The following is a 17559-nucleotide window of genomic DNA, read 5'->3' on the forward strand; positions in this document are numbered from 1 at the left end:
CAATATCGAGATATTGACCAGCTATTTGACGCCGTTTGTCAAAGGTTTAGCTATTTTTGGCACATTTAGTAATAAACGTTAGAATTAGGGACACGACCCAACCATTTAAAAGCTCATGAACCCTCATGGGCTTTTTTGTTTCTGCTGTTTTCTGATAGCAATCTGTTTACTCATCGCATTTTGATAAAACAAACTTAATGAAAATGTTGATAAAGCGCTTGACCCTAAAAATGATTTATTGCTATAGTCAATAACGATACAAAATAAATCATTTTAAAATTTAGAATTTTAATGATGTTTTATAGATAAACGCTCATCGCGTTTCATTCACCAGTGAATACTCAGGTGCCGTCACACGGTAGTCTCGCAAAAAAGATAAGGATATCTTATGCACCACGTTCAACAGCTCATCAACGGTCAGTTCACACAGTCAAATACCGATGAATGGATTGATATTACCGATCCTGCGACCCAAGAAGTCATCGCAAAAGTCCCGCAAACCACCAATGATGAGATCAATCAAGCCGTTGCAGCCGCCCAAACCGCGTTTGAGACATGGCGCAAAACACCAATCACCACACGCGCTCGTATTTTCTTGACCTATCAAGCACTCATTCGTGAGCATATGGATGAGCTAGCAGAAATATTGACCGCAGAGCAGGGTAAGACGATTGCTGATGCACGCGGCGATGTGTTCCGAGGCTTAGAAGTGGTCGAACATGCCGCTGGTATTGCCAATTTGCAAATCGGCGACTTTGTAGAAAACGTCGCATCAGGTGTTGATACTTATAGCATCTGGCAGCCGCTCGGCGTTTGCGCTGGTATCACGCCGTTTAACTTTCCTGCGATGATTCCGTTATGGATGTTCCCAATGGCGATTGCCACGGGTAATACGTTCATCCTCAAACCGTCTGAGCAAGATCCGATGGTGACTATGCGTTTGGTTGAGCTAGCAATTGAAGCAGGCGTACCAGAAGGTGTGCTGAACGTGGTACATGGCGGCAAAGCAACCGTCGACGCCATCTGTGACCACCCAGATATCAAAGCTGTCTCTTTCGTGGGATCTACTAGCGTTGGTAAACACGTCTATGAGCGTGCCAGCCAATCAGGTAAGCGTGCACAGTGTATGATGGGTGCAAAAAACCATGGCGTTATCCTGCCTGATGCTAATAAAGAGCAAACGCTCAATCAGCTAGCAGGCGCGGCATTTGGTGCCGCTGGTCAGCGCTGTATGGCACTCTCAGTTGTCGTGTTAGTAGGCGCTGCTGGAGAATGGATCAATGATATTAAAGCCAAGGCAGAAAACTTAATCGTTTCAGCTGGCAAAAATGACAAAGACCTAGGACCACTGATTTCGCCTGCCGCAAGAGCCCGTGTCGAGCATTTGATCGGGACTGGGGTAGAAGAGGGTGCAGACTTAATTCTGGATGGTCGCGGCATTAGCGTTGAAGGATTTGAGAACGGTAACTTTGTTGGGCCAACTATCTTTGACAATGTCACAAGTGATATGCAAATTTATCAACAAGAAATCTTTGGACCCGTACTTTGCATCATGCGCGCTGATAGCTTAGATGAAGCGATTGCACTACTGAACGCCAATCCGCATGGCAATGGCACGGCGATATTCACCCAGTCAGGCGCGGCTGCGCACAAATTCCAACAAGACATTCAAGTCGGTCAGATCGGTATCAACTTACCGATTCCTGTGCCACTACCCATGTTCTCCTTCTCGGGTTCGCGTGCCAGCAAACTGGGCGATTTAGGCCCTTATGGTAAGCAAGCGGTGCAGTTCTATACTCAGACCAAAACCGTCACTGCACGTTGGTTCGATGATGAAGCGAGCCGCGGTGTCAATACAACGATTTCAATATAATAACTAATTGACTATATTTGCGGTATAACGTTGATGCTACTTGCGGTACTATTGGTCGCAATTTTATTATCGTTATACCGCTATTGTGCGGCGTGCACACCTTATCAAATGTCTTACTCGCACTCTATCAAAGGGTGCATCAAACAGACTTTCTATTTGATCTATAAGAACAAGGATAACCCTATGGATTTTGCATTAACCGATGACCAGATTGCCTTTCGCCAAACGGCCCGTCAGTTTGCGCAAAAAGAGCTCAAGCCAAACGCTGCTGAATGGGACCGCAACTCGCACTTCCCAATAGATGTCATCAAAAAATCTGGTGAGCTTGGGTTTTTGGGGTTGTATACCAATCCAGAATACGACGGTTTGGGATTACCAAGACTCGACTCCGCAATGGTATTTGAAGAGCTGTCGTGGGGTGATACCTCTGTGGCAGCCTATATGAGTATCCATAATATGGCAGCATGGATGATTGGCGAGTATGGCAGCGATCCGCTATGCAAAAAATATTTGCCCAATATGGTCAGTGGCGAATGGCTTGGTAGTTACTGCTTAACAGAGCCAAATGCAGGATCTGATGCCGCCTCATTACGCACCAAGGCGGATAAACAAGGTGATCACTACGTACTGAATGGCGAAAAAACCTTTATTTCTGGCGCAGGCTCAACCGATGTATTGGTAGTCATGGCGCGTACTGGCGCGGCAGGTCCAAAAGGCGTTTCAGCGTTCGTAGTAGATGCCAACAGCGATGGTATCGAATATGGCAAAAACGAGCATAAAATGGGCTGGAAAGCCCAGCCAACGAGGACGATTAGTTTTAAAGACGTCAAAGTCCCAGTAGAAAACCTGATAGGTGAGGAAGGTCAAGGTTTTCGTATCGCGATGAAAGGACTAGATGGTGGTCGTATCAATATCGGTATCTGCGCCGTGGGTACGGCACAATCTGCATTAGAAACAGCAACCAGTTATGTACAAGAGCGCAGCCAGTTTGGCAGTCCAATTGCAAGCTTACAGTCCGTACAGTTTAAGCTTGCCGACATGCTGACCCAGACTATCGCTGCGCGTCAAATGCTCTATCTAGCGGCTGATAAAGTCGATAGTAATGATGGGCAAGCTTCTACCTACTGTGCAATGGCGAAGCGCCTCTCTACGGATCTATGTTTCGATGTTGCCAACACCGCCCTTCAATTACATGGCGGTTATGGCTATCTAAACGAGTACCCGCTTGAGCGTCATGTGCGAGATTTGCGTGTGCATCAAATTTTGGAAGGTACCAATGAAATCATGCGAGTAATCATTTCGCGTCAGGTTCTACAAGACGAAGGGCTAAATCAATTGCGCTAATATATAGTCGTCTTTACTGCAGTGACGACATCATACTTTTTCGCTTGACTAAAACAAGGATGTTTTATGACAGATTATACCAATCTAAACCTATCAATTGATGGTAATACTGCCACGTTGACATTGAACAACCCTCCTGCGCATACGTGGACAATGGACAGTTTGCATGCGCTCAAACAACTCATCACCGATCTCAATGCCAATGACGATATCTACGCGTTAATCGTGCATGGCGATGGTGAAAAGTTTTTTTCAGCCGGCGCAGATCTCAATAACTTCTCGGACGGTGATAAAGGCCGTGCGATAAGTATGGCGATTGCATTTGGTGAGGCGTTTGAAGCATTGTCTGCTTATCGCGGTGTCAGCATTGCAGTGATCAACGGCTATGCGATGGGCGGTGGGCTTGAATGTGCGCTCGCGTGCGACATTCGTATTGCAGAAGCGCATGCACAGATGGCACTACCGGAGACGGGCGTAGGTCTACTACCATGTGCAGGCGGCACACAAAACCTGCCTTGGCTCGTCGGAGAAGGGTGGGCAAAGCGCATGATACTGTGCGGCGAACGCGTTGATGCAGAGACGGCATTACGTATTGGCTTGGTTGAGGAGGTCACTGAAACAGGTGCAGGGCTACTAGCCGCTCAAGACTTGGCCAAAAAAGCCGCAAAGCAATCGCCTGTTGCTGTCAGTTATTCTAAAGGACTTATTCAAGCAGCCAGAGATACCCCGCCTGCCCAAAACCTTATTCATGAGCGCGAAGCTTTTGTGAAGTTGTTTGACACGATGGATCAGCGCGAAGGTGTACAAGCATTCTTAGAAAAACGCAAACCCAGTTGGCAAAATAAATAAGCATTGCTTAAAATGCTTGGGTCATAATGTTTATGACATTATTTAATTTTTTAACTTTGTAGGTCACTTTTATGACAGCAGCTACCGACGATACCCAAAAGCCTTCGAGCAATACCGAGCAAGAGGCCTCTGTATTATTCAATACTGAACCGACAGATTGTGGTCACCTCATTGGAGTGATGACGCTCAATACACCCAAATCGCTCAATGCGCTCAGCGTTGATATGTGCCAGCTGCTATCAGAGCAGTTAGTGCAGTGGCAAGCTGATAACCAGATAGTCGCGCTGGTATTGAGAGGTGCAGGGGACAAGGCGTTTTGTGCCGGCGGTGATATTCGTAAGCTGTATGACAGTATGTCTACCGATGCGCCAGTGCCCAATCCTTATGCCACTGAGTTTTTCAGTCATGAGTATCGTCTCTATCGTCAAATGCACTTTTATTCAAAGCCGCTAATACTTTGGGGCGACGGCATTATTATGGGTGGCGGCATGGGATTAATGGCAGGTTGTAGTCATCGTGTGGTGACTGAGCGTACCCGTTTTGCTATGCCTGAAGTGACAATTGGGTTGTTTCCTGATGCCTCTGGTAGTTGGTTTTTGCAGCGTATGCCTGCCAAGACAGGTTTGTTTTTAGGATTGACAGGCGCGATGTGCAATGGCAGTGATGCGTTATTAGCGAATCTAGCGGAGTATGCTGTTGCCAGTCATGACTATGACGCTATCATGCAGCGTCTAAAACGAAGTAATTGGCAAACATCAGACAGTACGAGCAATACGGACAAGTTCCATAATGACAGTGCTCATAGTATTGTTAGCCGTGCACTTGCAGCACTACCTGCAGCGGATCTACCCGATAGCAAGCTGGCGACGTACTGGCAGCCTATTCAGCAACTCATGAACAGCGGTGGCTTGGCTGATATCGACGCACTGCTACAAAACGATGAAGCGCTCGTACAGTTGAGCAAAGATTTTGCAGAAGACAGCTGGACACAGCGAGCAGTTGCCACCTATCGTCATGGTTGCCCAGTGACAGCAGCATTGACTCATGCGCTATATCATAAAGTCGCCGATTTATCGATAGAGCAGGTTTTGTATCTAGAGACCAACGTCGCGGTACATTGTGCGGCTAATCCTGATTTTAAGGAAGGTGTGCGGGCATTACTGATTGACAAGGATAAGAATCCACAGTGGTCACGCTCACTAGCAGACTGTCTCAGTGTAGAAGGGCAGGCATATATCGATCAGCACTTCGATAACCCTTATCCTAAAGGTCAGCATCCTTTAGAAGGCTGGTTGGATGCCACTGCTTTAGCCAGTCAGCTTGTGCGATAAGCTCAAACGTAGCTAGAAGGGTCATAAGGTCTAGATTACTTACCAACAGGGAGCGCCACCGACTCTCAATAACTATGTTATTTCAAACAATCTATGTCAGTTAAGACAATAGGGCTCGCTGGTTCATAATATACAGTGAGTCGCAAATAGTAATCATAACAACCATTATTAACGCAATATAAGTAGGTAGCAATGCCTACGCAATCATCAAGGAGTGATGAGATGAGTACAAAGGATACAAGTACAATAGATAATGACACCTCTAAACCAAACGTTGCTTTTATAGGACTTGGTAATATGGGTGCTCCCATGGCAGAGAACTTACTAAAGGCAGGTTATACACTTTCTGTGTTTGATTTGTCTGATGCTGCTACCAAGCGTCTGCAGCAGGCAGGTGCTAGCGTCGCGCAAAGTCCTAAAGAGGCTGTGAGTAATGCTCAAGTTGTCATTAGTATGTTGCCTGCAGGGCAGCACGTGCATTCGGTGTACTTAGGCGACAACGGTTCCAGTGGTCTACTTGCAGAGCTGAATAAAGGTACGCTAGTGATTGATAGTAGTACGATAGCAGCTGCTGATGCCAGAACCGTGGCAGACGCTGCGAGTAAACTGGGTGTTGAGTTTTTGGATGCGCCCGTGTCTGGTGGGACGGGCGGCGCGATTGCTGGTAGCCTAACCTTTATTGTTGGCGGTAGCGCTGAGGCATTCGCTCGTGCTGAGCCGATACTTGCCGTTATGGGTAAAAACATCTTTCATGCGGGTACGCATGGCGCAGGACAAGTTGCGAAAATTTGTAATAATATGCTGCTAGGTATTTTGATGGCAGGGACAGCAGAGACTATTAACCTAGGAGTGAAGAATGGTCTAGACCCTAAAGTGTTGTCAGATATTATGCTACAGAGCTCAGGTCGTAACTGGACATTAGAGGTTTATAACCCGTATCCACAGGTCATGGAAAATGTCCCATCTAGTAATGGTTACCAAGGCGGATTTATGAGTAAGCTCATGCAAAAAGATTTGAATCTTGCCATGCAAACCGCTCAAGACACTCATGTAGACACGCCGATGGGTGCAAAAGCAACGGAGTTGTATGCATCACACACTCTAGAGAATGGCGACAAAGACTTTTCCAGTATTATGGGGCGTCATGATATCTCGCTGTTGTCTTAAAGACTGCTATAGGGACTATTAGTAATGTTGCTAATAGCTGTTGCTTATTAATAGGTGGTGCTTATCAATAGACACTTGTGATGTGCCAATAGATACTTGTTAGATATCAGATAAAACAGAAAAGCGCCGCGCTAGGGACTATAGCGTGGCGCTTTTTGGTGCATGATAAGGGCGATATCAGCTCTGTAGGTCATACACGAGGGCTTGGATATCCTGCGCGGCTTGCTGTAGCCGAGGTACATAAATCAGTAATTCATCGAGGGACACGCGTATCGTCGGTGCATGCAGGTACAGTGAGGCCAGATAACGTGACTTCTTGTCTAATATAGGCACTGCTACTGCTACCATTTCAGAAATAAACTCCTCGTTATCGATACCGATGCCAGTATCAGCGATACGATCAAGCTCAGCGTTCAAGGCATCAATATCAGTAATGGTATTTTTGGTGAATTTATCTAGTGGTAATCCTTGTAGTATCTTCATACGGCTGGTAATAGATAATTGACTGAGGTATAGCTTACCTGTCGCTGTACACCACATAGGCGACTTGGCTCCTACAGGAAGGTATATCTGCAAGGGCAGGGTTGTTTGCGCGCGATTGGTATAGATCATGTCCATATGATATGGAACGCCAATACCACAAGTTTCTTTAATTTCGTCAACCAGTTTTTGCAAAATCATCTGGCGCTCATTGAAGAACAATCGCTGTTGCCAAAGCTCAACACTCAGATTGCGTACCCGCTTACCAGGGATAATCCCACCACCGATATCAACAGTCAAAAAACCGTCATCGACCAAGTTTTGAATCAGACGGTGTATGGTTGGTTTGGGGATATCCAGCTCTTGTGACAACTCGAGTGGAGACAGAGGCTTAGAAGCGTAAGAGACAGCTTCTATGATCTCTAGTACACGGGTAATTGACGATACTTTAGGCATATAAAAGGCTCAGTATTAATAAAAGATCAAAGTATAGAAGCGCACAACGCTTTCATAAGTAGAACAAAGGGTAATAAAAAAAGACGTCTTAGAACAAATTCCTTCTTACCTCTAATTTAGCACAATATAAAGCCTAGACAAGGTTTAGTGATACTAAATAATAGCATTCGTATCATTATTTCCTATATTTACAATTTATTTGTACAAGCAACATAAGATACGTCCAATCACAAGCTGCAACACTCTGTAGTAATAATCTATATAACTGATATTGAGCTGCATATTGTACTCAGTCATTATAGTGAAATATTTTGTAATACCTTTACATGAACATTAAGCTTGCTAACACTCATGTCTACACTGTTTGGTTACTTTGAGAGCGTTGTGTAACAGGAATTCAAAGTTTTGCAGGTTGGTGTAGCAATTATTACAGTATCTATGCAATCTTTACATAACGGCAAATAAAAAGCGCATTCCAAGGGGTGACTTTTACGGCCAAAATTGTTTTAATCTCCTCAACAAAATGATGGTTTAAAAAAAGCATAACTATCGTTTTTTATGGGCGAGTTATTTCACACTTTAGGAGAATAATTATGAAACTGATTAAACTAACGGCAATCTCTGCCGCTGTTCTAGCATCTACTGCGGCACTAGCTGCTGAGCCAGTAATTGTTGTTGACGATAATGATGCAGTTGTGTACGAAGCTCAGCCAGTTGCTTATCAAGCAGCAGAGCCTTCTTATGCATACAATTCTGATGCTGGTATTTTACGCAACACCACTGGTGCTGTTGTTGGTACTACCAAAACTTTATTTAACACTGTTACAAACCCAGCTTCTGTAAGCGCTGAGGTTGGTTCTTTGGGTTATGGTGCTAACGTTGGCTTTAGCATTAACGAAAAAGTTGAATTACAAGCTGGTTGGGCTGGTGGCGATGTTGCTGACTTGTTCGGTGGTGATTTTGATGTAGAAGATATCGAATATGATGTTGATTCTGACTTCAGCAATCCATACCTAGGTGTTCAAGTACGTCCAATGGCAAACTGGTTTACTATGGGTGCTGGCGTTATCGTACCTGATAATGAGATCGATATCAGATCTACTGGTGACAATGGTTCATTTGAAATTAACGACAGAGTTTATGATAATGTTGGCGAATTACGTGGTAGTATCAAGCATCGTAACGAACTTGCTCCGTATCTAACCGTTGGTTTCCGTCCTAACATTACTAACAATTTCGGTGTGTTTGGTGAATTAGGCGCTGCATACCTAGGTGATGTAAATGCTGAAGTGACTGCTACTGGCTCTGACCCTGAGGGTGCTGCCGCTGCTGCCAACGCTGAGCTTGAAAATGAAGACTACTTAGAGTGGTTGCCAATCGTTAAACTTGGTGCAACTTACCGTTTCTAATCCAATCGCAGCCTAGATGCTGTTATTAGAAGAATCGAAGTACAAAAAAACGACCCTTTTTAGGGTCGTTTTTTTGTTTCGAATAGGGTGCCATATTCTCAAAAAACTATGACGGTTTGCTGAGATTTTAATATTGTAATCTGGTAAATAGAATGACTGATACGAGTCTCATTAGTAGAGGTATCTTCCTCCATACCGTCAATTAAATCAGGTAAGAGCTCAGAGTAATCCATCCCTAAACCTTGTGCTAATGTGTACTGGTGAACTTTTATAAAGCTTTCCTTTATTTGCCATAGTAACTTAGCCATAGAGTCACATTTGTTTGTTGGTAATGTCTGTAAAACAGCAATCTCATTATCGGAATAGAAACGCTGTGCGACGTGCCAAGCCACATTATTGTGCTCTATGTCGATTCCAGCAGGACGATGGTGACTGATGACTAGAGCTATTTGACTCGGTGACGTCTTATTGCTATTGCTACGATTTTTATCATGGGCACCTGTATGACTAAAACATACGTAATATTTACTGTTTATAAGTCGATAAGGGAAGCTCGACTCGTCTAAAGTGTCTTCGATGTCTAGTTTCTTAAGTAGGTTTTGTAGAAGGTGCCTGACGCCTTGACGCTGCTGCTCACGCTGTCTACGAGCCATGCTGCGTTTCGATGTGGGCTTTTGTAGAGATACATAATGCCATTTACAATCACTCAGATTAGTAAGGTCTGTACATAATGACCCAGATGATAACGACCGAACTGACGCGTACAGCGTGCTGTTTATATTCAGATAAGCTAATGACTCGCTCACCTTGGCAGTCACGCACCATATGTCATGACCGAGCTGAGTATATTGAATGTGAGTTATGTTTGAGGCTGGTATTATCATAATTAATCGTTAAGGATTTCAGTCGAAATGTAAGGTTTTTCAGATATCAAATTACTTGACGCTAATTCAAGGTAGGCCGTTCTTTAAACAACTGTCGTGCCCATGAGTTGCAGGTACCCATAGCGCTTATAATAAAATATAAAAAAGCCCAGCAATAGTATATTACTGGGCTTTTTTAAGGATCTAATAGTTTAACTATTCTTAGTAAGACAGCTCAGCACGGCGATTTTGGGCATAGGCGTCTTCAGTATTGCCGGCAGCAGCAGGGCGTTCTTCACCATAGCTGATAACACGGATGTTGTTGGCAGTGACCCCTTGAGCAGCAAGATAGTTACGTGCTGCTTGTGCACGGCGCTCACCTAGGGCCATGTTGTATTCACGGCTACCGCGCTCATCGGTATGACCTGCGATCACAACACCAGCCGCTGGATTTGAGTTTAGTAGACTCACGTGCTGGTTAAGGACACTTGCTGCTTGTGCAGTGATTTCGCTACTATCAAAAGCGAAATAAACCACTGCTTGTAAGTTTTCTGCACCAGTAATCACGGCGTTTGAGTTATCAACAATAACGGCACCATTGTAGCCGACTTGACCACCTGGAATACCTAGCGGAGCTACCACAACTTCAGAGGTAGAGCGTTTGGTAGCACAACCTGTGGTTAGCGCCACAGCGCTTGATAACACAGCAAGAACAGCGATTTTAGAAAAACTGATTGACATGACGAGCTCCTGAAATTTTAATTGAATTTATTTTTTTAAACTGCTTACCATAAAGCTTGAGCAATCTCTCCTATCATATACTAACTGTTAATTTATGTAAGTATTTTTACTGTAAATAATCATAGATAGAATCTATATCACCAACGATGCTTGCCCCAATTCTCTGGATTTGCCCAGTAGTCAGCATTGAGCCAGTTTGGTAGTTTTTTATAATCATATAAATTGAACTGCCAAAGTGTCGCTGACACTGTGGATGAGGTGATTGATTCAACTTGATTAGCATCCAAGGATGGCTCGCTTAAAATATCAAACGGTGTAAATCCATAAGGTTTTAGATCTATCGAGCTATCAAGAGCAACCAGTAGATGTGCTGCATATAGATCACGATAGCGCATGAGCGCAGGAATATATTGTTGTAATGTCTCATGGGACAGGGAAGGTAGCCAAAAACAGGCAAGCTCATAACGCTTAGGTAGATGCTGTTTGGTAAGTTCTGATAAAGTCGATATATGCCACGATTGGACTGGCACATTGCTGTTATCTGGTAAAGTCTTTAGCTGTGTTTGCAGCGCTGATAATTCTGTTTTGTCATGTGCAACCCATAACAGCTCAGTGGTATCATCAGTCTGATTCCTCGTTGTTTGTGCCTGCTCATCCATTGAGGTGTCAAATGAGCTACCAAGTGATGGCATAAGGGCATCGACATAGTCTCTAAGCAAAGGTAGAGTGATCTTTGAGGTTTTGGCAGTATGTGTTGTCATATCATGGGCCGTTTATTGAAGGTGGGTCATTGGTGTGTTTATTAAATCATTTTAAGCGACATTATCCAATTGATAACTCGCGTCCATTTGTTTATTTGATTTTTAGAGCAACGCTCGCTATGAATTATGCGAGTAAGCATAGCTGCACAGAAAAGGCGCGTATTATCTGTAAATGATAACTCAGTTATCTCAAGGTCTACACTTGAAATTTAAGGGTTTAGGTCAATCTAGCTATCAGGCTAGTAAAAATAGTCAGACTAGCGATAATAGGGTGACAGTCCCTCGTGAATAAGCAATATTAAGCAATGCATGCCATCAACTTAAGTATAAGCCTAATATAAACAAGATTGTTTATAAATAACAGATCGTAAATGACTGTTTATAAACGTCAGGCAGCTACAACAGTGTGAGCTTGAATGCGATACGTATTTTAAAAAAAGCAATAACAACAGTATTAATATCAACCATCTATATCATTAATAATAGGAAATCATATGTCCACTGCTGAAACTGATGCTCAAATTATCAATCCTGATATGCCTGATGTACCACCGCATGCGCCTAGCAAAATTAACTTAAAAGATTATCAGAAGCCAAGTTTCGATGTTGAGACGGTTCATCTGGACATCAAGCTATTTGAAGACCATGCACTAGTAAACAGTACACTTGAAATGACGCGCCAAACCATAGGAGGTATTGTCTTATTTGGTGAGTCGTTAGAGCTATTAGCCCTTACTATGAATGGTAACGAGCTAACAACTGATCACTACAGCCAAGAAGACGGTAAGCTGATGATTCATAATGCCCCTGATCAGGTTACCTTAGATATTCAGGTGCGTATCTGCCCGCAGACCAATACCGCGCTAGAAGGTCTGTATATGGCGGGTAGCGGTGATGACACCATGTTCGTGACCCAATGCGAACCAGAAGGCTTTCGCAAGATTACTTTTTATCCTGATCGTCCTGACGTACTGGCGATATTTACCACTCGATTGGAGGCAGATAAGCGCTATCCAACCCTATTGGCCAATGGCAACTTAGTTGAAGCAGGCGAGGTCACTGATGCGCCAGATCGTCATTATGCAATCTGGCAGGATCCCACCAACAAGCCAAGTTATTTGTTTGCTTGTGTCATCGCTGATTTGGATGTACTGACAGATTCTTATACGACGAGTGAAGGTCGAGAAGTCTTACTAGAAGTGTATGCAAAATCTGCCGATATCGATAAATGTGATGTTGGTATGCAAGCGCTAAAAGATTCTATGAAGTGGGATGAGGTTAATTATGGACGCGCCTATGATTTAGACCGCTATATGATCGTTGCCGTCAGTCAGTTCAACATGGGTGCAATGGAGAATAAGGGACTTAATATCTTTAACACGGCTTGTGTGTTATCTAGTCCTGAAACCACCACCGACGCACGCAGCTTTAGTGTGAAAGCTATCATCGCCCATGAGTATTTTCATAACTGGACAGGTAACCGAATCACTTGCCGTGACTGGTTTCAGTTGTGTTTAAAGGAAGGCTTTACGGTCTACCGTGATCAGTCATTTTCAGCGGATCAGCAGTCAAGTGCTGTGCAGCGTATCGATGATGTAGCCACACTGCGCGCACATCAATTTGCTGAGGATGCAGGCCCATTAGCCCATCCGGTACGCCCAGAGAGCTTCGTTGAGATCAATAATTTTTATACAACGACTGTCTATGAAAAAGGTGCTGAAATCGTACGTATGATCGCGAACACATTAGGACCAGACGATTTCCGCACAGGAACAGACGAGTATTTCCGCCGTTATGATGGGCAGGCCGTGACCGTTGAAGACTTTTTGTCCGCACTTAGCATTACTAATCAAAAAGTCGAAGACTTCATCGATTGGTACCGCCAACCTGGTACGCCAGTATTATCAGGTCATCAAACCTATGATAGTACCGCGCAGACGCTAACAATTACTTTGAACCAGCAGACACGTCACGTTAGTGGCTTTGATGCGCCAAAACCATTGCCAATACCTGTAGCAACGGCATTGTTTGACAAAGATACTGGCAGTATTATTGCTGAGCGTATGCTGCTGCTTGACCAAGCAACGCAAACCTTTGTGTTTGATAATATGACAAGCGAGTCAGTGGTTTCTTTGTTGCGTGATTTTAGCGCACCAGTACAGCTCAATTATGATTATCAAGATGAAGACTTAGCATTTTTGCTCAAGCATGAAACCAATGGGTTCAATCGCTGGCAAGTGACTCAGATGCTAGTCAATCGTATTTTGCTGCAAGGAAAAGGCGAAAAGAGTAGCCCTGATGTGTATCTAGAGGCATTGGAGCAGTCGTTTCCTGTCTTGGCAGCTGATGATGAAATGTTGGCGGCAAGGCTACTTGATATTCCCTCAGCACAGGAGCTGGCTTCTGCTATCTCTAAGGATTACAATCCAGCGTTAGTCAAAGAGCAGCGTGATGGACTATATCAACAAGTAGCAGACAGACTCAAAGACCAGTGGGCAGTCTTGTATAATAATCTGCCAATGCAGTCTTATGAAGACAGTGCTAAATCTCGTGGTATCCGAGCTTTGCGTAACGTTGTACTTGATATGGCGTTGACTGCCAATGTAGATGATGCAGCAGACTGGGCACAGCAGCAGTATGACAATGCAAGCTGTATGACAGAGCGCTTTGGTGCACTGAAGGCCATGGTCAATCATCAATTGGCAGGTGCAGATAAGTACTTGGCAGACTTCTATGAGCGTTTCCAAGCAAATGATTTGGTTATCGATCTGTGGTTCAGTGTCCAAGCTGCGGCTGACGATGTGGCGCCTGATATGGTCAAGTCGCTACTGACGCACGCAGATTTTGATTGGAATACGCCTAATCGTGTCCGCTCAGTTATCAGCGCGTTTAGCTCGCAACCGACGGTACTCTGGACGTCAGAAGGTCTAGAGATGTATACAGGCGTGATTCAAAAATTAGATGATGCCAATCCTGTGTTAGCATCGCGCTTACTGCAAGTACTGGCCCGCTGGAACACATTGGCTGAGCCTCGCCGTCAAATGGCGCACGAGCAGCTGATAGATTTACAAAAGAATGTCTCATCTAAGCATGTGCTCGAAAGCTTAGAGAGTGTACTAGGTGCTGCAAATAGTTAATTGAGAGCAGTGCAATATGTATTGAAATGTAATATCAATTTTATAAAAATACTAATGTAAAAATAAGGTTAGCTCTGACCAATTAAAGAAACAGGTATCGTTGCTGGTCATTGCTAATCAAATTTTAGAATAGAGTGTTTCTTATAGAATGTTCATAAATAAAAAGCCCCTTTCGTACTAATACGAAAGGGGCTTTTTATTATTTGCTCGACGATAAATTATCGCAGACAGATGTTAGCGATTTGGTAGGACGTCTTTTACCATATCATGTAGGCTACGCAACGCGGTAACCGTGCTGTCCCAATCTAGGCAACCATCAGTGATAGATTTGCCATACTCAAGTTGACTCAAGTCAGCAGTTAGCTTTTGATTGCCGCCTTTTAAATGGCTTTCGATCATCATACCGATGATTGACTTATTGCCGTTTTGAATCTGCTCAGCAACGTTGTTGATGACCATCGGCTGTAAGTACGGATCTTTACCTGAGTTGGCATGGCTCGAGTCAATCATGATCTTACTGTTGGTTTTGCCTTTGGCCAGCTCGTTTTCAACTTGAGCAACTGCAGTTTCATCATAGTTAGGCTTACCGTTACCACCGCGTAGTACCACATGTGCGTAAGGGTTACCTTTCGATTTGATGATAGAAACTTTGCCATCTGAAGACAGACCTAAGAAACTATGTCCTTCTTTAACGGCTTGCATCGCGTTGACAGCAACCGTCATGCCACCATCAGTACCGTTTTTGAAGCCCACTGGACAAGATAGGCCCGAGCTCATCTCACGGTGTGTTTGGCTTTCGGTAGTACGAGCGCCAATTGCCGACCAGCTGATCAAATCCTGCATGTACTGCGGGGTGTTTGGATCAAGTGCTTCAGTGGCGCAAGGAAGCCCTTTTTCGTTGAGATCAAGCAGTAGCTTACGTGCAGTGCGCAATCCTTTTTCGATATCAAAGCTGTCGTTCATATCAGGGTCATTAATCATGCCTTTCCAGCCAACCGTAGTACGGGGCTTCTCAAAATAGACACGCATGACTACAAATACGCTGTCTTCGATCTCTTTTGCCAATACGGCTAAGCGATCAGCATATTCATGTGCCGCCTTGATATCATGGATAGAGCAAGGTCCAATGACCACAAACAATCGTTTGTCTTTGCCGTCCAAGATGTTTTGGATAGTGTTTCGACCGTTTAGGACGGTTTTATAGGCTTCATCTGATAGAGGTAGCTCAGTTTTTAGCTCAGCGGGCGTAATCAAAGGAATAAATTTTTCAATATTCACGTCGTCAATATCTGCATTATGGGTAACTGATGTTGTCATGGTTATATATCGTCTAGCTGATTTATAGGAATATTCATTATGCGGACAAAATGTTTGGTTGACAAGGGTAGTCAGGCAGTTAATTGACTGATAACTGGAATGAGGAATCTAAAACTTAGTTATACTTCCATGCATTTAGGGTGTGTTTTCCAAAATGAGATACGTCTTAGCATTGTATTTAAAACTGCAAATGCACGTTTGGGATTTATTTTTTCTATCTATTAATAACGACTAATCTAAATTTGTACGGTCGATACTCAGATTTTATAGCTTAGGTTTCAGAAATGGAGTCTCATAGCTTAGGTTCTATAAATTGGGTTTCACGTGCGAGTTTAGCTATTTTTATCATCGTCACGTATGATAGCGACATCAGCGGTAGGTGGCTAAAATGTTACTTTAGAGATATGGTAGACAGACCTGCACATCATCTGTGAATACTTATCACTGATTTGTGGCGTTATATTTTATAATAGCGGTTTATTTTTATTCTTTAACACTGAGAGCTTGTCATGACAGATTCTGCTACGTCTCATTCACATACTGATTTAGTCAGCCAGACAGAGGCGGACTCTCAAAGACCGAACAGACACCTCGCACCGCTAGTCATAGGTATCGTGGCAGGCGAAGTGTCTGGAGATAGCTTGGGTGCAGATTTTATGCAGCAGATGAACAATCTGCGTGATGATATCGTCTGGGTTGGTGTTGGTGGTCCCAAAATGCAAGCGCAAGGGCTGCAGAGTATTTTCCCATTAGAGCGTCTTGCGGTGATGGGACTGGTTGAAGTCATGTCACAGCTACCAGATTTGCTCAAAGCGCGTCGCGAGCTACTGAGTGCGTTTGGGGTGGCTAGTATTGATTGGTTTGTTGGTATCGACGCACCAGACTTCAATCTACGGGTATCCAAAAAGCTCAAGCCGCAAGGCGTATTCTGTGTACAGTATGTCAGCCCTTCTATTTGGGCGTGGCGTGAGTCACGTATCCACAATATCAAAGCAGCAACCAATCTGGTGTTGTGCTTGTTTCCATTTGAGCTACCGGTTTATGAGCGTCATAACCATCCGGCGATCTGCGTGGGTCATCCATTGTTACGAACTATCGATCAGACATTGATAGACACACCAATCAATCAGCGCCGCAGCGAGCTCGTTTGGCACAACGATGGATTACAGCAGTTTTTTATTGAACGGTTTGATGATGTGAGTCAGCTTGTTTGTGTGATGCCAGGTTCTCGGCGTGGTGAAATTACGGCTATTTTGCCCTTAATGCTTGATGGTATTCAAAAGTTAATACTGCTAGACCCTAAGCTGTGCTTTATCATTCCGACAGTGGATCAAAACCATCAGTATATTGTCCAAGAGGTTATAGATCAACGCTCAGAGCAGCTACGAGAAGCTATTGTGGTCGTTTATGACGACACCCAACCAGAATTTAGCCAGCAGGCCATGGCAGCTTCAGATATTGTGATGCTCGCCTCTGGGACAGCAACATTGGAGGCGATGCTGCTTGAACGACCGATGGTGGTGGTGTATCAATTAAATAAGCTGACCTATCAGATTGCCAAACGTTTGGTAAAGGTGCCTTATGTGGCATTGCCGAATATACTTGCTGGTGCGCCAATTGTGCCTGAGCTTATACAAGAGCAGGCAAGCGGTGACAATATTTGCCGTACCGTGATGCGTCTACTGCAGCCACGTGCCTATGCTGAACAACTAAAGGATTTACTAGCGACAAAGCAGTCATTACAGCAGCAAAGCAACCATGAACCAGCAAATAGTGTGATTGAGCAGTGGTTTATGCAAAATACTAAGATGATCAATCCTACCTAAACAAG

The 17559-nt window shown here is 44.1% G+C and carries 13 protein-coding genes; 8 read left to right on the forward strand and 5 right to left on the reverse strand.

Annotated features, from left to right (window positions below):
* Positions 1-388: 388 nt before the first annotated feature.
* The 5 genes from AC5JP1_RS02690 (at position 389) to mmsB (ending at position 6564) form a co-directional block, all read left to right on the forward strand.
* Positions 389-1873, forward strand: a complete 1485-nt coding sequence (locus AC5JP1_RS02690) for a CoA-acylating methylmalonate-semialdehyde dehydrogenase (RefSeq protein ID WP_493843023.1) — start codon at positions 389-391, stop codon at positions 1871-1873.
* A 183-nt stretch (positions 1874-2056) separates the two neighbouring features.
* On the forward strand, positions 2057-3217 hold the full coding sequence (locus AC5JP1_RS02695; protein WP_493843024.1) for an acyl-CoA dehydrogenase family protein: 1161 nt from the start codon (positions 2057-2059) through the stop codon (positions 3215-3217).
* 66 nt (positions 3218-3283) lie between these two features.
* Positions 3284-4066 (forward strand): enoyl-CoA hydratase, encoded by a 783-nt coding sequence (locus AC5JP1_RS02700; protein ID WP_493843025.1) that lies wholly within the window; start codon positions 3284-3286, stop codon positions 4064-4066.
* A 71-nt stretch (positions 4067-4137) separates the two neighbouring features.
* Complete coding sequence (locus tag AC5JP1_RS02705) at positions 4138-5397, forward strand: enoyl-CoA hydratase/isomerase family protein (protein ID WP_493843026.1); 1260 nt, start codon at positions 4138-4140, stop codon at positions 5395-5397.
* 222 nt (positions 5398-5619) lie between these two features.
* Positions 5620-6564 carry a 3-hydroxyisobutyrate dehydrogenase gene (gene mmsB / locus AC5JP1_RS02710; protein WP_493843027.1) on the forward strand — a complete coding sequence of 315 codons (945 nt, stop codon included), beginning with the start codon at positions 5620-5622 and terminating at the stop codon, positions 6562-6564.
* 177 nt (positions 6565-6741) lie between these two features.
* Here the strand turns inward: mmsB and AC5JP1_RS02715 are convergent, their stop codons facing one another.
* A complete protein-coding gene (locus AC5JP1_RS02715; RefSeq protein ID WP_319051537.1) occupies positions 6742-7500 on the reverse strand; it encodes an IclR family transcriptional regulator in 759 nt (252 codons plus the stop codon).
* Between the two features lie 593 nt (positions 7501-8093).
* Here AC5JP1_RS02715 and AC5JP1_RS02720 point away from each other — a divergent pair.
* The gene (locus AC5JP1_RS02720; RefSeq protein ID WP_493843028.1) at positions 8094-8909 is read left to right on the forward strand and encodes a hypothetical protein; all 816 of its coding nucleotides are present in this window, start codon (positions 8094-8096) and stop codon (positions 8907-8909) included.
* A gap of 98 nt (positions 8910-9007) precedes the next feature.
* Here the strand turns inward: AC5JP1_RS02720 and AC5JP1_RS02725 are convergent, their stop codons facing one another.
* The 3 genes from AC5JP1_RS02725 to AC5JP1_RS02735 all read right to left on the reverse strand — a co-directional run bounded on the left by AC5JP1_RS02725 (position 9008) and on the right by AC5JP1_RS02735 (position 11274).
* Entirely contained in the window at positions 9008-9562 is a 555-nt protein-coding gene (locus tag AC5JP1_RS02725) for a 4'-phosphopantetheinyl transferase family protein (RefSeq protein WP_493843029.1), read from the reverse strand.
* A 432-nt stretch (positions 9563-9994) separates the two neighbouring features.
* Positions 9995-10513 carry a peptidoglycan-associated lipoprotein Pal gene (gene pal / locus AC5JP1_RS02730; protein WP_319051540.1) on the reverse strand — a complete coding sequence of 173 codons (519 nt, stop codon included), beginning with the start codon at positions 10511-10513 and terminating at the stop codon, positions 9995-9997.
* Between the two features lie 137 nt (positions 10514-10650).
* Positions 10651-11274 (reverse strand): DUF6231 family protein, encoded by a 624-nt coding sequence (locus AC5JP1_RS02735; protein WP_493843030.1) that lies wholly within the window; start codon positions 11272-11274, stop codon positions 10651-10653.
* Between the two features lie 494 nt (positions 11275-11768).
* Between AC5JP1_RS02735 and pepN the strand changes: the two genes are divergently transcribed.
* Positions 11769-14411 (forward strand): aminopeptidase N, encoded by a 2643-nt coding sequence (pepN, locus tag AC5JP1_RS02740; protein WP_493843031.1) that lies wholly within the window; start codon positions 11769-11771, stop codon positions 14409-14411.
* Between the two features lie 234 nt (positions 14412-14645).
* On the opposite strand, the gene AC5JP1_RS02745 is transcribed toward pepN, so the two are convergent.
* Positions 14646-15728 carry a 3-deoxy-7-phosphoheptulonate synthase gene (locus AC5JP1_RS02745; protein ID WP_319051542.1) on the reverse strand — a complete coding sequence of 361 codons (1083 nt, stop codon included), beginning with the start codon at positions 15726-15728 and terminating at the stop codon, positions 14646-14648.
* Between the two features lie 509 nt (positions 15729-16237).
* Between AC5JP1_RS02745 and lpxB the strand changes: the two genes are divergently transcribed.
* A complete protein-coding gene (gene lpxB, locus AC5JP1_RS02750; protein WP_493843032.1) occupies positions 16238-17554 on the forward strand; it encodes a lipid-A-disaccharide synthase in 1317 nt (438 codons plus the stop codon).
* Positions 17555-17559 lie beyond the last annotated feature (5 nt).

Source organism: Psychrobacter sp. H29 (genome assembly GCF_059073055.1).

Coding starts and splice junctions, on each gene's coding strand:
- AC5JP1_RS02690 (WP_493843023.1), top strand. CDS start 389: ATGCACCACGTTCAACAGCTCATCAACGGTCAGTTCACACAGTCAAAT.
- AC5JP1_RS02695 (WP_493843024.1), top strand. CDS start 2,057: ATGGATTTTGCATTAACCGATGACCAGATTGCCTTTCGCCAAACGGCC.
- AC5JP1_RS02700 (WP_493843025.1), top strand. CDS start 3,284: ATGACAGATTATACCAATCTAAACCTATCAATTGATGGTAATACTGCC.
- AC5JP1_RS02705 (WP_493843026.1), top strand. CDS start 4,138: ATGACAGCAGCTACCGACGATACCCAAAAGCCTTCGAGCAATACCGAG.
- mmsB (WP_493843027.1), top strand. CDS start 5,620: ATGAGTACAAAGGATACAAGTACAATAGATAATGACACCTCTAAACCA.
- AC5JP1_RS02715 (WP_319051537.1), bottom strand. CDS start 7,500: ATGCCTAAAGTATCGTCAATTACCCGTGTACTAGAGATCATAGAAGCT.
- AC5JP1_RS02720 (WP_493843028.1), top strand. CDS start 8,094: ATGAAACTGATTAAACTAACGGCAATCTCTGCCGCTGTTCTAGCATCT.
- AC5JP1_RS02725 (WP_493843029.1), bottom strand. CDS start 9,562: ATGGCTCGTAGACAGCGTGAGCAGCAGCGTCAAGGCGTCAGGCACCTT.
- pal (WP_319051540.1), bottom strand. CDS start 10,513: ATGTCAATCAGTTTTTCTAAAATCGCTGTTCTTGCTGTGTTATCAAGC.
- AC5JP1_RS02735 (WP_493843030.1), bottom strand. CDS start 11,274: ATGACAACACATACTGCCAAAACCTCAAAGATCACTCTACCTTTGCTT.
- pepN (WP_493843031.1), top strand. CDS start 11,769: ATGTCCACTGCTGAAACTGATGCTCAAATTATCAATCCTGATATGCCT.
- AC5JP1_RS02745 (WP_319051542.1), bottom strand. CDS start 15,728: ATGACAACATCAGTTACCCATAATGCAGATATTGACGACGTGAATATT.
- lpxB (WP_493843032.1), top strand. CDS start 16,238: ATGACAGATTCTGCTACGTCTCATTCACATACTGATTTAGTCAGCCAG.